16 protein-coding genes are annotated in these 14429 nt (G+C 38.1%); 15 read left to right on the forward strand and 1 reads right to left on the reverse strand.

The annotated features are described in order from the left end of the window. The 9 genes from F960_RS05055 to F960_RS05095 all read left to right on the forward strand — a co-directional run bounded on the left by F960_RS05055 (nt 1) and on the right by F960_RS05095 (nt 8714). The gene (locus tag F960_RS05055) at nt 1-375 is read left to right on the forward strand and encodes a hypothetical protein (protein ID WP_004859273.1); all 375 of its coding nucleotides are present in this window, start codon (nt 1-3) and stop codon (nt 373-375) included. Further along, nucleotides 375-761, forward strand: coding sequence for a hypothetical protein (locus F960_RS05060; protein ID WP_004859276.1), 387 nt, complete (start codon nt 375-377; stop codon nt 759-761). The genes F960_RS05055 and F960_RS05060 overlap by 1 nt, the downstream gene beginning before the upstream one ends. Continuing rightward, on the forward strand, nt 745-1194 hold the full coding sequence (locus tag F960_RS05065) for a hypothetical protein (RefSeq protein WP_004859279.1): 450 nt from the start codon (nt 745-747) through the stop codon (nt 1192-1194). Before F960_RS05060 ends, F960_RS05065 begins: the two co-directional genes overlap by 17 nt. Then, on the forward strand, nt 1191-1601 hold the full coding sequence (locus F960_RS05070; RefSeq protein WP_004859282.1) for a hypothetical protein: 411 nt from the start codon (nt 1191-1193) through the stop codon (nt 1599-1601). Before F960_RS05065 ends, F960_RS05070 begins: the two co-directional genes overlap by 4 nt. A 105-nt stretch (nt 1602-1706) precedes the next feature. After that, nucleotides 1707-2621: a phage tail tube protein gene (locus tag F960_RS05075; protein ID WP_004859283.1), complete on the forward strand. Its 915-nt coding sequence runs from the start codon at nt 1707-1709 to the stop codon at nt 2619-2621. After that, a complete protein-coding gene (locus F960_RS05080) occupies nt 2621-3100 on the forward strand; it encodes a phage-derived protein YdaY family protein (RefSeq protein WP_004859285.1) in 480 nt (159 codons plus the stop codon). Before F960_RS05075 ends, F960_RS05080 begins: the two co-directional genes overlap by 1 nt. Before the next feature lie 291 nt (nt 3101-3391). Further along, on the forward strand, nt 3392-7528 hold the full coding sequence (locus tag F960_RS05085; RefSeq protein ID WP_004859287.1) for a tape measure protein: 4137 nt from the start codon (nt 3392-3394) through the stop codon (nt 7526-7528). Nucleotides 7529-7595: 67 nt separating this feature from the next. Beyond that, nucleotides 7596-8126 carry a DUF4468 domain-containing protein gene (locus F960_RS05090; RefSeq protein ID WP_004859290.1) on the forward strand — a complete coding sequence of 177 codons (531 nt, stop codon included), beginning with the start codon at nt 7596-7598 and terminating at the stop codon, nt 8124-8126. 9 nt (nt 8127-8135) lie between these two features. Next, nucleotides 8136-8714: a hypothetical protein gene (locus tag F960_RS05095; protein ID WP_004859291.1), complete on the forward strand. Its 579-nt coding sequence runs from the start codon at nt 8136-8138 to the stop codon at nt 8712-8714. A 46-nt stretch (nt 8715-8760) separates the two neighbouring features. Here the strand turns inward: F960_RS05095 and F960_RS05100 are convergent, their stop codons facing one another. Continuing rightward, on the reverse strand, nt 8761-9015 hold the full coding sequence (locus F960_RS05100; RefSeq protein ID WP_004859294.1) for an Arc family DNA-binding protein: 255 nt from the start codon (nt 9013-9015) through the stop codon (nt 8761-8763). A 112-nt stretch (nt 9016-9127) separates the two neighbouring features. Here F960_RS05100 and F960_RS22595 point away from each other — a divergent pair, with 112 nt between their 5' ends. The 6 genes from F960_RS22595 to F960_RS05125 all read left to right on the forward strand — a co-directional run bounded on the left by F960_RS22595 (nt 9128) and on the right by F960_RS05125 (nt 14412). Continuing rightward, the gene (locus F960_RS22595; protein WP_004859300.1) at nt 9128-9283 is read left to right on the forward strand and encodes a hypothetical protein; all 156 of its coding nucleotides are present in this window, start codon (nt 9128-9130) and stop codon (nt 9281-9283) included. 81 nt (nt 9284-9364) lie between these two features. Beyond that, nucleotides 9365-10201 (forward strand): phage antirepressor N-terminal domain-containing protein, encoded by an 837-nt coding sequence (locus F960_RS05105; protein WP_004859305.1) that lies wholly within the window; start codon nt 9365-9367, stop codon nt 10199-10201. Nucleotides 10202-10251: 50 nt separating this feature from the next. Continuing rightward, the gene (locus F960_RS05110; RefSeq protein ID WP_004859307.1) at nt 10252-10734 is read left to right on the forward strand and encodes a hypothetical protein; all 483 of its coding nucleotides are present in this window, start codon (nt 10252-10254) and stop codon (nt 10732-10734) included. Then, nucleotides 10731-11216, forward strand: a complete 486-nt coding sequence (locus F960_RS05115) for a hypothetical protein (protein WP_004859309.1) — start codon at nt 10731-10733, stop codon at nt 11214-11216. Before F960_RS05110 ends, F960_RS05115 begins: the two co-directional genes overlap by 4 nt. Then, complete coding sequence (locus tag F960_RS05120; protein WP_004859312.1) at nt 11216-11536, forward strand: hypothetical protein; 321 nt, start codon at nt 11216-11218, stop codon at nt 11534-11536. Before F960_RS05115 ends, F960_RS05120 begins: the two co-directional genes overlap by 1 nt. Beyond that, nucleotides 11533-14412 (forward strand): host specificity factor TipJ family phage tail protein, encoded by a 2880-nt coding sequence (locus F960_RS05125; protein ID WP_004859315.1) that lies wholly within the window; start codon nt 11533-11535, stop codon nt 14410-14412. The genes F960_RS05120 and F960_RS05125 overlap by 4 nt, the downstream gene beginning before the upstream one ends. Nucleotides 14413-14429 lie beyond the last annotated feature (17 nt).

Genomic DNA, 14429 nt, shown 5'->3' on the forward strand with positions numbered 1-14429 from the left:
ATGGGATTAAGAGATAAAATTCAATCCAAGCTATCCAAAGCATTTGATAATAAATTAGCTGACGCCGTGCACACCTTCACATGCCAGCGCATCACTTACAGTGGTAAATATGACCGGGTAACTGGTAAATATGAATTTGAGGAAGTGGTAAATTATTCAGGTCATGGTGTGCTTTTTGGTAGTTATAACCAGTATGAAGTTCAATCCTTAGGCGTATTGGCTACAGATAAAAAAGCGACATTGCTTCAAAACGAAGTAACGGCGAAACCACTGGTGAATGATGAGTGGATTACACCATCTGGAAAATTCAAAGTGATGTTTGTTGGTCAAGATCCTGCTAAAACGATTTGGAAAGTTCAACTAAGGTCTGTTTAATGATCAATAACAATTATGTTCCTGAGTGGTATGAAACACCATTTCAGCACCTTAACTACACGCTTGTTAGAAATCAAATCCAATTAGATATTTTGTTTGATACAGTGAAAGCACCATTTAAATTTCTAGATGGTGGAGCGGATGCGAGAGTTAATTTCACACAAGGGTACGCAATAGTTCAAATTGCTGAATCCAATCAATGGGATTTAATGCAAATACACGGGCTTTTACTTCACGAAGCCGTACATATTTGGCAAGAGATTAAGTTGTTAATGGGTGAGAATGATCCAAGTGTGGAGTTTGAGGCTTATTCCATTCAAGCTTTGGCTCAAGATTTATTTGAAATGTATGAGCAGAGCGAGATAAGTCATGAGCTGGACAAATAACCCTGTTAATTTTATCGCACAAATAGAAAAAGACTTATGCGACCATCAAAAGAAAATCGCTACAGATGCCTTGCGTGGTGTTATTGAGGCATCACCTGTGGATACAGGGGCGTTCAAGGGTAATCATCGGCTGAGCATCAATTCAAGAGATATGGGATTTGATGCGAATAGCAGTGATAAAACTGGATCAAGCACCCTAGCAAAAGGCTTAAGCATTCTTTCTCAGCTTGTACCATTCTCAAGAGTATATATTCAAAACAATGCGCCATATGGTCCCGCGCTCGAATACGGCGGATATTCAAATCCAGTGAAGAATGGTAGCTGGGTAAAAGGCAAAGGTCATGTGATTAAATCAGTAGGTGGCTTTAGTAAACAAGCACCGCTCGGAATATACGGCGTAACTTTCACATTGATTAAAGAGAAATATAAATGATGACTCATACTGAAGCGCGAGCAGCTTTTATGCGCTTAATCGATAGTTTTGATTATCTTGATCAATCTGTAATTTGTACGCAAAATCAAAAAGAGCATTCCAGTCAGCCGTTCGAGCCACCTGATCAGGGGCTTTGGTGTCGAGTATTTATTCGTAATGCTCCATCTTTCATTTCAGGCATGGCAGATGAACCATGTGTAAGAACGATGGGTAATCTCATCATTCAATGCTTTGATCGCCGTGGTAATGATACACTTGAATTAACAAATCTAGCTGACGCATGGATTCAACATCTTCAATTTAAACATGACAACCACTTAACAATTTTGACTGGGTCTGTAATTGATGTTGGTGAAATAGAAGATCTCTACCAAATGAATGTAGTTTTTGAATATCGGATAAATTGAGATGGATATTCGATATATGGCGAATACTCAAGAAATTTGATGATCTAATTAAACAACCCACCTCCTTAACGGAGGTTTTTTTATGTCTAAATTAAGGAGAACTCTATGAGTTCAGGTGCTAAACAGATTACACGCTACGGCATTGAAACAGCCGTTGGCACAATTGCAACAACTTGGAAAACACTTGCAAACAAATCAAACGGTTTAGATGCAAAAGCCAATACAACTGAATCACAAACTATTAAAGATTCTCGCATTGCTGCAGGAACGTTGGTAACTGGTATTGATGTAGCAGGTGATATCGAAACTGAATTTGCATATGGTATCCAAGATGATTTGCTTGAAGCAGTTGCATTTAATGCATGGACAGCCAATAAATTAACATTTGGCGGCACTACTCGCAAAACAATTAGTGTTGAGCGTGGATTTACAGATATTGATAACTATCAAGTGTTCACAGGCTGTCACCTCAATCAGTGGACTTTATCAATTCCTGACAGTGGGATTGTGACTTCTAAATTCTCAATTATGGGAATGAAGCGTACAGCTTATGAAGTGTCTAAAGCTTCAGGTGCTACGCCTGCAATTGATTCGCCATTATTCACTGCTCAGAGCGCTGGTGACATTCTAATTGATGGTGTAAAGAAAGCTGGTATGTGCGTAACACAACTTGATCTGACTATCGATAATTCAATGCAGGTTCAAAAGTGTTTAAATTTTGAAGATTCTATCGGTGCAATCCTTGAAACCATTATGAAAGGTACGGGAAATGCAACGATTGCTTGGTCTAAAAACACTGCTGAAATGTATGAAAAACAATTCTTAAATGAGCCAGTTGAAATTTCATATACATTGAAAGACTCATTAGGTAATAAATATATTTTAGATTTACCTAAAGTGCTTTTATCAGCTCCTCTACCAAGTGGTAGTGCAGGTGATATTCTAACTACGCAATTTTCGTTCGCTGTTGCTGATGTTGCGCCAACGATTACCCGCGTTCCAGTTGTAGCAGGTCCATAATGAAAATTGAAATTGAAGAACAAGAATCAGCAAAGATTCCAAGCAAGCTCGTTGAATATAAAGATGGGGCAAAGTTTCTAATTGCTGGCATTGAAAAGCCATCATTTAAGCATGCAATGGAGTTGCGAGGAACTCAGGTAAATCAAGAGATCGGAGGGTGGCGAGCAGTAACAGACGAATCAGCAAGTGAATTTGCACTCTCGTACCATAAAGCAGTCTCTCATTTAATCCTTAATTGGCAAGGCATTGAAGATAAAGATGGTGGACTATTTGAATACTCGAAGCAAAATGCCGAACTGCTTTGTACAAGTACAAAACATTCAATTGAAATAGTTGTGTGGGTGATAGATCAGGCTCAAAAAATTCAGACAGAAGCCGATTCTAAAAAGGCAGAAATTCTGGGAAAGTCATCCGACTCTACAAATACCGAAGCAAAAAGTGGGACACCGAAAAAGCCACGGAAATCTACAAAAAGTTAGGTCATAAAATCCCTGAGCATTACCAAGCGCCTGAATATTCATACACAGCAGAAGCAATTCTTTCAGCTTACTACATCATTGCTCGATCAAGACGATATGAACAATGCGTGCCTATGTCTTTATGCTTAGGCGAAGTGCACGAGTATTGCGAACAGTATGAATCGCCAGTGCCAAGGTGGATATTTAATGACTGTATTTTTGCGTTAGATAATTTGTTTTTAGAAGAAGCAAGCAAAAACGCTTAATTCCAACCCGCTTCCTGCGGGTTTTTTTACGCCCGTAGGAAAGCAAATGGCTGAATCAGTATTACGAATCACCATCGATTCAAGACAAGCATTAATCAATGCGCAAGCAGTAAATAAAGAACTCAATAGCATCGAAAAAAACGGTGATTTCGCATCAAAATCGATGGATTCATTGTCTGTCGCTACTCGAACCTTGGCGGGTCATATGGCGGGGTTGGTTACAGTTGGTGCTGCTGTTAGCAAGATGGATGCTTATACAGGTCTACAAAACCGCTTAAAACTGGTCACAAACTCTCAGGTCGAGCTTAACAAAGCAATGAGTGATACTTTTGCTATCGCTCAAAAAACACGTCAATCATGGGAAAGTGCGGCACAGGTTTATCAAGGGTTTGCAAATAATGCCAAAGCACTTGGCTTAACCATGTCACAAACAGCGCAATTGACTGAAACAGTATCTAAGGCTGTGGCGATTTCAGGTGGGAGCGCGGCAAGTTCTGAAGCTGCTTTGATTCAATTTAACCAAGCCCTCGGTGCTGGTGCATTACGTGGCGAAGAATTAAACAGTGTGATGGAACAAACCCCTGGTCTTGCAAAAGCAATTGCTGAAGGCATGGGGATTACTGTTGGTCAACTTCGTACCGTAGCGGCACAAGGGAAAATTACATCCGAAGAGTTGGTTAAGGCTCTTACCAAAGCAAAATCTTCGGTTGATGATTTATTTTCAAAAACCGACATCACAATCGGTCAATCAATCACTTTGCTAAATAACGAATTGAGTAAATTTGTAGGTGAAGCAGGGCAAAGCTCAGGTGCAGCTAAAACATTGGCTGATTCAATTCAAGTGTTGTCACAGAATATTGATTTAGCTACGAATGCCGTAATGATAGGTGGTGCTTATTGGGCTGGAACTTATATCCCAACTTTATATAGAGGAATAGCAGCAGGGATTGCACAAACAAAATCCTTAGCAGATCAAACTGCGATGCGGTTCGGTTTAATTCAAGCTGAACGTGCTGCAGCAGCACAAGAGGTTGCAAGTGCTACAGCTAAGTTAAACAGTGTTCAGTCTACTATGGCACTTGTTGCGGCAGAAAAAGCACTTGAATTACAAAGAACTAAAAATCAAATAAGTATGGTAGGTCAGGTTGCCACAGGGCAGCGTATGGCAGAACTTAGAAAAGTTGAAGCTCAAGTAACGGCAGAACTTACAGCAGCAGAAACAGCACTAACAGCAGCTAAAGCAAGATCAAGTGCGGCAGCTACTGCTAGCCTGGGAATTGGTTCAAAGTTGCTCGGAGTTCTAGGTGGCCCAGTAGGTATTGGATTTACTGTGGCAACCTTGGCAGCAAGCTATTTACTGATGCGAGATAACACAGCAAAGGCTACTGAAAAACTTGCCGAACAAACCGATGTTGCAAATAAAACCAAAGAAGAGTTACTTGCACTGCAAGGTGTTCAAAAGAAAGGAGCAATAAGCGATCTTGAGGATTCTTTCAAGGGTCAAAATGAAGCGCTGAAAAAACTAAATTACCAGTTCAATTCTCACGTAATTGCGCTTCAAAATGATTATAAGTCTAGCGTTGAAATAGCTGATATTTCTAATGATGTGCGGAAAGGCATAATCAGCCAAGAAGAGGCAATTAAGCGCTTAAATAAACTTAACTTTATAGATCCAGAGCAGCTTAAACAGCTTGAAAAAGACAATGAGCTTTATCGTGAAAAACTACCTATCGTTCAAAAAGTTCAGGAGGCTTTAAAAGTTTTTGGTGTGGATGCTGAGTTGGCTGGTAATAAAGCAACAAATGCATCGCATGGCATAAATGATATTGCAAAAGAAGCAATCACTACTTCTTCAAAAGTTAAAGATTTAAGCGCTGATATTCAAAAGTTCATCAATGATTCATTAAGTAATATCTCGACAGACTCTGAAGTACTCAAGCTCAGAGCACAAGGTATATCAAAAGAATATGCCGAAGCATATGTAAAGCTCAAAGCATCTCAAGGTTTGCTCGGAAAAGATCAACCCGTAGATATGGGGGCTTTTACTATTTTGATAAAAGAGATGAATCTAAAACAGCAGATTCAAAATCTTGATGAAAAAGATAGAAAAGCCGAACAGGAGAAAACCAAAGAGTTAGAAAAACAGCAAAAAATCAGAGAAAAAACAATTAAGTCGATGACTGTCGATTCAGTGATTGCTCGAGGTGAAGGTGGTTACAATTCTTTCAATAGAGGTAAAGCGGGCGATAGTATAGGATCAAAGCTTAATCTGGTTGATATGACTGTTGGTCAAATCAGAACTTTACAAAAAAATGGATCTATCTTTGCTGCTGGAAAATACCAAACAATCCCTAAAACACTCCAAGGCGCTATTGATGCTGGAATAGTTTCTTCTGCAGAAAAATTTACTGCAGAGGTTCAAGAGCGCATAGTTCAGCAATATTTACTTACCGCAAAAAAAGGGCGTGGAAGTATTGAAGATTACATCACAGGTAAGAGTGATAATTTAACTGCTGCAAATCTTGATTTAGCAAAAGAGTTTGCTTCTGTGGCAAGCCCATTGACTGGCAAATCTTATTACGATGGAGATAAGGCTAGCAATAAATCAAGCATTAGTGTTAAAGATGCGCAAAATGCATTAAAAGCTAGTCGTGAACTTTATGCCCAAGCGATTGCATCTGGCAAATCGGCTCAAGAAGCATGGAAAGCGGCATTTAACGGTTCTATTTCATTTGTTGATGGCTCTCAGACGCAAAAAGATCTGGATAAGTTTGTTCAGGAGGCTTTAAAAACCCAACAAGAGATTGATCAACTTAGGGCTAAATATGATTCTGATGCTATTACCAGAAACAAAGCTAGAATTAAGGAAATCTCAGACGCTGAAAAATTAGGTCAACTTGATTTAATCCCAAAAATTAAGGAACGATATGATGCTCAAGATGATCTAGCAAAACTCCAATTCAATGAAGAACTCAATGGATATAAGTGGAATGAGGTAGAGAAACTAGAGTACCAAAAAAGAGTTTTACAGGATCAGCTTAATATTTCTGGAAGATATGCTGAAGCTGAGTTAAAAATTTTAAAAAAAGCCATTGATGATAAGTATGCTTATCAAATAACTAAGGCAAAAATGGCTACGATTGCTGAACAAATGTCTATTTCCAAAAAAACTGGCGATGTGTATTGGGATGCTCGTCAACGAATGAATATGGCTCAAGGTAAAACTGGACTATGGAGCAAGTCAGACTTTCTTGATTATGCTAGTTTTTATGAAAAAAGTGCTAAATCACAAAGCCGCGTAGAGGAAGGTGATGCTATCGGTAGCATTATCAACAGCGGTTTAGATGATGATGAGAAACACCGTCAAATATTGGAAGCTCAGCAAGCATTTGAAGACCAAAGAACAGCAATAACTATGGAGGCTATTAAAAAGCGTCAAACTGCTGAAAGTGATGCTATAAGTGCGCAATTAAGCATAGCCAATCAAGGTTTAGGAAACTTTAGTGGGATCTGGTCAAATATGACTAGTATCATGAAAGATAGCGCAGGCGAGCAATCTGGTATTTATAAAACTATGTTCTTTATTCAGCAGCAAGTTGCCGTTGGTCAAGCTGTGATTCAGGCATTTTCTGCATATGGTAATGCATTGGCAAATATTCCAGCACCATATAATGTCCCTATGGCGAGTTCAATGTTGGCACTTGGATTAACAAATGCAGCCATGATAGAGGCGCAAGCTCTTACGGGTTTTGCAACTGGAGGATATACAGGGTTTGGTGGAAAGTATGTCCCTGCTGGTATCGTACACAAGGGTGAGGTAGTTTTTTCACAAGAAGACATTGCTCGTTGGGGTGGTGTGGCGAATGTTGAAGCAATGCGATTAAGTGGTAAAAAAGGATATTCTGATGGTGGGATAGTTGGTAATTCAAATCCAAACTTTGAAAGAAAACAGTTTGAATCAATCCAGAACTCCAAGTCTAATTCCTCGCAGGTATCTATTGAGCCTAAAATTGTGATTAATAACAATGGTTCTTCTAAAGTGACTGCTACAAGTGGTGCAGATGGAAAAATTTATGTCACTATTGATGAGGTTGAACAATTTGTTGCTAATTCAATGGCTCGACCAAATAGTAAAATCTCAAAGTCGGTACAGCAAAATACTACTGCTAGCAGAAGAAGATAAGTCACTTTCGAGTGGCTTTTCGTTAATTAACTTGATATTTTATAAGCACTTCAAGGAGTGCTTTAGAATGAAAAAATTATTATTGATTGGTGTTTTGGGTATTGGTGCAGTTTTGGGTGGGTGTGCAACTACACCACAACAACCAGTAGAACCAGTGAAATTTGAGAAAGTGTACCAAATTGATGGTTTAAATCAGGCTCAGATTTATGACGGTGCTCGTCAATGGTTTGCTACAGCTTTTCGTTCAGCAAATGCGGTTATTCAGTATGAAGATAAAGCAACTGGATCTATTATTGGGAAAGGAAACATGCCATATCGTTGTTCGGGTTTTGCTGATTGCATGACAATGACAAATGGGGATCGGGTAGACTTTACCGTTAGAGTTGACACTAAGGATGGAAGAATGCGTGTAAGTTACGATAATCTAACTCATTATCAACCTTCCCATATGAGCGGAAATGTAAGAATTCAAGAAAGCAATTATCCAATAACGGAAAGAACATCATCTGCTAAAATTACTTTGGATGCTTTAAATAAATCTGCTGATGAGATGGCGGAAAAGATTAAAACTCAGCAAAAAGTTAATTCCAACTGGTAAGGTTTAAAAATGAAAAAATTATTAATAGGGATTCTTTTGTTTTCAGGATTTGCTAATGCAGAAGCACCTTTCGGATTAAAAACAGGGATGTCCTTAGCTGACGTTAAAAAAGTTAGTGGTGTTGCAGAGGTTTTAGATAAGAATTATTACTCTTTTAAAAATGTTCCAAAGCCATACAAAGCCTTTAAAGATTATCTTATGCTTATCACACCGCAAAATGGATTGTGCAAAGTACTTGGTTGGGGGAAGCCGATTACAACAAATGTTTATGGGGATGGTATTAAGGATGAGTTTGCATCTCTTAAAGAGTCTCTTACAGAAAAATACGGTACCCCTGTTGGCGATTATAATTTTTTAAGGTCTGGAAGTATTTGGAAAGAACCTAACGACTGGACAATGGGGCTATATAAAGAAGAGCGAACGCTGGTAGCAGCATGGGAGCCAAATGAAGAAAATGGGGTTAAGAACATAATGCTTAAGGCGCGTGCTAATGGTCCAAATTCTGGACAAGTTACACTGTCGTATGAATTATCAAACTCACAAAGCTGTTTTAAAGAAAAAGATAGAAAAGATACAAGCGGTTTATGAATTCAAGCACCCTAGGGTGCTTTTTTTATTGCATGTGAATTGATGGCTATACGGGATGGTTCATTAAATCTTTAATCATTTTTTGAAGTTGATCGATTTGATCTTGTTGGTTTTTAATTACTTGCAAAACAAATCCTTTATCAAATTTCTCTGTATCTTCTTTTTCAAAACTCTTTTCAAGCCTTGCAACCATCTCAGCACTTTGAGAGCGATTATTCTTTTCTGCTGATTCTTCAATTTGTTTTTTTAGCTCAGGTGGAACACGAAGTCTTACGATTGTGTGGTCGCTTTGATTGCTCATAAATTCCTCATGCCACAAAAAGTGGCAAAATGTTGTCTTGATCTATTTACAATACCACAAAATGTGGCTATGCTAATTAAACGCCACAGAGTGTGGCAAAGTTGGAGGCAAGATGAAAAATCAAATTGTGTATGTGAAAGGTCGTTTAGAAAGTGACTTACATAAAGAACTTAAAGGGATTGCGGATTCAGAGAAACGCTCAATGGTGTTTCTTCTGAACGAGGCAGTTAAATTATTAATTGAAAAACACAAGAGTGCGAAAGCATGAAATCAACAGGCACAAAAAAAACCTTGCCCGACTACCAATCAATGCAAGGTTTAGTTGCCATCACTAAGGATGAACACCCACATGAACAGTTTACAACAAATAACCATACCTTTCCACAATGCTGAATTATTTTTAGTTGAGCATAATGGGCAACCTTATACACCAATGAAACCAATTGTTGATGGTATAGGTATGGATTGGGCATCACAATTTGTTAAGTTAAAACAACGATTTGCTTCAACTATTGTGGAAATCACAATAGTTGCAAATGATGGTAAAGAACGCTTGATGACTTGTTTACCAGTAAGAAAACTATTTGGTTGGCTAATGACAATCAGCCCAAACAAAGTAAAACCCGAACTTCGAGATACTGTAATTAAGTATCAAGAAGAATGTGATGATGTTTTATGGGATTACTGGACGAAAGGTCAAGCTATAAACCCTAGACCTAAAACCCACAAATCAGAACGCACGGCGTTACATGAAGCGCATGCCTTGTTAGTGACTAAGACCAAGCATCTAAATTCTAGTCAAGCATGGAAGTTAATCCATCAACGCTTTAATGTGAATGATGTTGCCGACATCCCATACGACGCTATTCCAGTCGCCGTGGAATATGTTCACCATTTGATTGCTTTGTATAGTAGTGCTGAAAGGAAACAGTTTAGTGAGGGTGATTTATGTAATTTGCATGCCTTGGTAATTCATATGATTTGGGCACGATCTTGGTGGCAAGAATTTAGTGATGTTATTAAGAAGCTAAACCCAACTATTTACAGTAGGGCGACTGATCATTTTATAAGTGGCTCAAGCCTTGCATGGCAGTTTGTTAAACCCGATCAGAAACTTGAATTGAGAGAATGTGTAGATAGTTTTGATTGGTTTACTGCGACTTATCAGCAAAAGCTACCAATTTAAATATCAGCAATTCTATAACCCACTTCGGTGGGTTTTTTAATGGAGCAACCATGCCAAATGTACTCTTAAAATGTGTGACTCAAAGTGGTTACTCCGTTGGATATAAAAGTGGAGTTATCTCACAAGAATTAGATGGTGGAGCACCACGTTATAGACGAAATATCAAGAACGCTTATCACACTGTAAATGTGCAATGGGTCGTGCAAGAGTCAGGATTTCAATACCTGGATGCTTTGTATAACGTCTGGTGCGAGAATCCTAACGAGTTTTTCTACGCTCCACTCAAAGTAAATGGCCCTGAATATAAGAACTATGAAAGCTATTTTGTTGAAGATTCATTTCAATTAAATAGTGTCGAAGGTCTTGTATTTACCTGCACGGCACAGCTTCGAGTTAAGCCAATTGTAGATAGTGAATTAAATAAGATTATTGTTGAATCTGGCTCGCAGGGTATTGATCTTTCAGATCTGTTTAATCCCCTTGAAAAGCTTGTCAATGTCGATCTTCCAAATGCCTTAAGGGGGTTAAATTGAGTGATTACACTTCGTTTTTCCTTGATTGTCAGGGCGGTGTTACTCAGCTTGAATGTGTTGAGATTTCTCATCCGATTTTTAGCAAAGTTTATCGATACACACTTAGTGATACAGAAGGCTTTACGGCAAATGGTTTGAGCTTTGAATACGCTCCAATGACAATCAAACGTAATAATGTGACGAATGATTTAGATCAGGCTATTTCAGTCACATTTGCTGATGTTGATGATGAGCTGATCGAAGAATTTATGAATATCTTAGATTCAGACGATCCGCTACTAAGACCGAGCTTTTTATACAAGATTTATCGTGACGATGATCTTTCTGCACCGATGCTGACATTGCAAACCTTAGAGATAGCAAAGGTTTCTAAAGATGGAAGTGGACTTGTGACTTTTGATGCTCAAGCACCTGATCTAAATAGTGTAGGTACAGGGCTTGTATATGATTTTACGAATTATCCGCTTTTGAGGGGGATTTGATGTCTATAGATAATCTCCTTGATCGAACGTGGTCCAAGCAATATACATGTAATGAGTTTGCTTGTGAGGCATGGAAGCAAATTACCGGTAAAGATCTATCAAAGCGTTTAAATAACTTCTTAAATGGAAAAGGAAAATTTAAACAACTCAGTGAACCTATTTCCCCCTGCATAGTTTTTTTCACAAATAACAACCGAAGCTCGACACATGTCGGGCTTTTTTATTGCGGCAAGCTTTTACACCTAACGCCGCAAGGCGTGCACTACATACCGCTTGAAATGGTTCGGATGAATTTCAGGGAAGTGAGATTTTATATATGAAGAAAGTCATTATTGTTCCTGATCTTTATGATAAATCTAAAAATGAGACTTTTGAAAATGTTGAGAAATTAGAGCCATTTTTAGTTGAGTATTTCAACCAAAAATGCCCTGAGAATCTTCATGTTTATCACGGTGAAATAGCTGAAAATCGGGATATAACACCAAAAAATAAGACAGATATTGAATATCTAGAAGTTCTTAATGGCGTTTTTTATGTAGTTATTTATCCATCAAACCCTTTTATGGTGGCATTTTGGATAGTGACTGGGATTATGGCTGCATTTAGTGTGTATTCAATACTCACAATGCCGAAAGCTAATACTTCACAGCTAAAATCATCTAACAATGAACTTGCCAATCGATCAAACCAAGCACGTGTAAAAGCTCGTATTCCAGACATTTACGGTCAAGTAAGGGCCTATGCTGATTTAATCGCTCAGCCTTATACTTTCTATGATGCAAGCACAGGCTTAGAGGTTGAATATACGCTCATGGTTATCGGGCGTGGCTACTATAAGATTCATGACTGCCAAGATGGTGAAACTGATATTGCAAATATTAATGGTTGTGCGGTTTCAATCTTCGATCCAAATGTTGATATTGTTTCTGGCACACCAATCTATCAAGTCGGATCTCGATTTACTGAAGCACCACTTTATACTAAAAAGTCATCTTCAATTAATGGCCAGACTTTAGAAAAGCCAAATGATGATGCAATAGAATCACAGTCAATCTACTTTGAAGCGCCAAATATCATTCGTACAACTTCAAGCAGTATTGATTTCACGAAGTATTTTTCAAATGGCGACAATGTTGCAATCCACAATGCACAATTTGGTACATTAGATCAGTCAATTAGCGGGGCAATCACAGCTCATTCAAATTTAACGATTTCAATTGTTTCTGATACTTATATTGATGATGTTGGCGGATTTAAAGCATTAAAACTTTCAGGGGTGAATGTCGCAGTAGTTACAACTTTAGGTGAAGGTGAAGAAGCTCAAACGCATACTGATTACTACGATATTTCAGGTGATTACGACATCTCAAGTGTTGGATATAGCGTAAGTGGTTCAACTTATACATACCTTTTGACACTGCAAAGCCCAAAAGTAGTGAATTACAACTGGAACTACATAACAGTAGATTCAGAAACAGTAAATGCATCTGCTACTTTTGCGAAAAATGAAAAAGGTGTTGATCTCAGTGGGACTTATACGATTACGAATGTATCGGGTTACAGCGCTGCAACAAGCACGACACCTGCATATTTTTCAGTTATTACGCTTACAAATCCTAGCGCTATCAATGACGACTGGGACCAGCTGACATATTTAAATGAAGGTACAACACTTGGACAAGTCAATGATGTGCAGCTCAATGTAATTTCAAATAAATGGGTCGGCTGGTTCGATGTAGAGTTCACAGAAGCTGAAGGGTTTTACGCAAATCTGTATTGGCAAACTGGACTATATTGGCAATCTAAATCTGGTCGACAAGATGCAACTCAAACACATGTCATAGTTGAATATCAGCAAATCGATGCTGTTACAAATCAGCCAATCGGACAAATTTATAAGAAAGAACTCTACTTCAAATCTAAAATATTGAATGATTTCGGTCGAACCTTAAATATTGATTTCTCTGATAAATTCATCGGCTCATTTAGATTTAGAATTTGTTTTGGAATGGCTACAGACTCTCAATATTACGGCATTCCTAAAGTCAAAGACGTTTATGCATTCACTAAATCAACTAAAACTGTTTATGAAAATGTCACAACATGGCTGATGAAAACGGTTGCAACAAGTGGTGCTCTATCTGTTAAAGAGCGTAAAGCAAATGCTTTAGTGACACGCAAATTAGAAGTTGATGGAACTGGCGAGTTAGTTGCAACTAAAGATGCAGGGCAAGCGCTCATTAATCTAGCTTTAGATAAATATGTTGGGCGCAGATCTATTGATGAAGTAGATATTGAGCAGATTAAGACTGAAATACTGGCTGTGAAAAACTATTTCAATAGCTCTGGTCCAACTGAATTTTCATATACGTTTGACGATGACTCACTGTCATTTGAAGAACAAGCTGGCATGATTGCTTCTGCTTGTTTCTGTCAAACAACACGTTTCGGCAACAAGCTAAGATTGAAATTTGAAAAGCCGCAAGAGAATTCTGTATTACTTTTTAATCATCGAAATAAAGTGCCAAGCTCTGAAAAGCGTACATATTCATTCGGAATTGAGAAAGATTATGACGGAATCGAACTCGAATATACATCACCAGATGATGATGCGCGTGTGACTTATACTATCCCTTCTGATAGCTCTGCGATCAATCCGATGAAGATTACCACTTCAGGTATTCGCAATGAAGCAGTTGCAAAAACAAGGGCATGGCGAGAATGGAATAAACTGAGATTTCAGAATGTTGCAGTTGAATTCGACGGATTAGATGAATCCAATTTGTTGATGATCAATGATCGTATTTTAGTTGCTGATAATACGATTTCAAGCACACAAGACGGTGAAGTTGAGTCAATAGATGCTTTAACTCTAACGCTTTCACAAGATGTTATCTTTGACGAAAGCTCGGCTTACTACTGTTATTTACAATTATCAGATGGCTCAGTTGACATGATTCAGTGTTTTAAAACTGAATATTCTAATGAGGTTCTATTGAGTAGGGCACCTAAAAAAGCTCTGGTTTTAGATCCAGATCGTTATGCAAAAACGACTTATTCAATTGTTAAATCACAAGAATCTAAAAAACAAGCATTTATGCTTTCTGAAATGTCTCCGAATGATGCAATGACGAACAAGCTTACATGTATTAATTACGATGATCGATATTACGAAATGGATCATTCATTTATCTAAATTTTATTGAAATACAA

The organism is Acinetobacter gerneri DSM 14967 = CIP 107464 = MTCC 9824 (assembly GCF_000368565.1).
In the GTDB taxonomy this organism is placed as follows: Bacteria; Pseudomonadota; Gammaproteobacteria; order Pseudomonadales; family Moraxellaceae; genus Acinetobacter; species Acinetobacter gerneri.

Bases quoted from the DNA above. Each gene is read 5' to 3' on its own strand.
- F960_RS05055 (WP_004859273.1), top strand. From the start codon at position 1: ATGGGATTAAGAGATAAAATTCAATCCAAGCTATCCAAAGCATTTGAT.
- F960_RS05060 (WP_004859276.1), top strand. From the start codon at position 375: ATGATCAATAACAATTATGTTCCTGAGTGGTATGAAACACCATTTCAG.
- F960_RS05065 (WP_004859279.1), top strand. From the start codon at position 745: ATGAGCTGGACAAATAACCCTGTTAATTTTATCGCACAAATAGAAAAA.
- F960_RS05070 (WP_004859282.1), top strand. From the start codon at position 1,191: ATGATGACTCATACTGAAGCGCGAGCAGCTTTTATGCGCTTAATCGAT.
- F960_RS05075 (WP_004859283.1), top strand. From the start codon at position 1,707: ATGAGTTCAGGTGCTAAACAGATTACACGCTACGGCATTGAAACAGCC.
- F960_RS05080 (WP_004859285.1), top strand. From the start codon at position 2,621: ATGAAAATTGAAATTGAAGAACAAGAATCAGCAAAGATTCCAAGCAAG.
- F960_RS05085 (WP_004859287.1), top strand. From the start codon at position 3,392: ATGGCTGAATCAGTATTACGAATCACCATCGATTCAAGACAAGCATTA.
- F960_RS05090 (WP_004859290.1), top strand. From the start codon at position 7,596: ATGAAAAAATTATTATTGATTGGTGTTTTGGGTATTGGTGCAGTTTTG.
- F960_RS05095 (WP_004859291.1), top strand. From the start codon at position 8,136: ATGAAAAAATTATTAATAGGGATTCTTTTGTTTTCAGGATTTGCTAAT.
- F960_RS05100 (WP_004859294.1), bottom strand. From the start codon at position 9,015: ATGAGCAATCAAAGCGACCACACAATCGTAAGACTTCGTGTTCCACCT.
- F960_RS22595 (WP_004859300.1), top strand. From the start codon at position 9,128: ATGAAAAATCAAATTGTGTATGTGAAAGGTCGTTTAGAAAGTGACTTA.
- F960_RS05105 (WP_004859305.1), top strand. From the start codon at position 9,365: ATGAACAGTTTACAACAAATAACCATACCTTTCCACAATGCTGAATTA.
- F960_RS05110 (WP_004859307.1), top strand. From the start codon at position 10,252: ATGCCAAATGTACTCTTAAAATGTGTGACTCAAAGTGGTTACTCCGTT.
- F960_RS05120 (WP_004859312.1), top strand. From the start codon at position 11,216: ATGTCTATAGATAATCTCCTTGATCGAACGTGGTCCAAGCAATATACA.
- F960_RS05125 (WP_004859315.1), top strand. From the start codon at position 11,533: ATGAAGAAAGTCATTATTGTTCCTGATCTTTATGATAAATCTAAAAAT.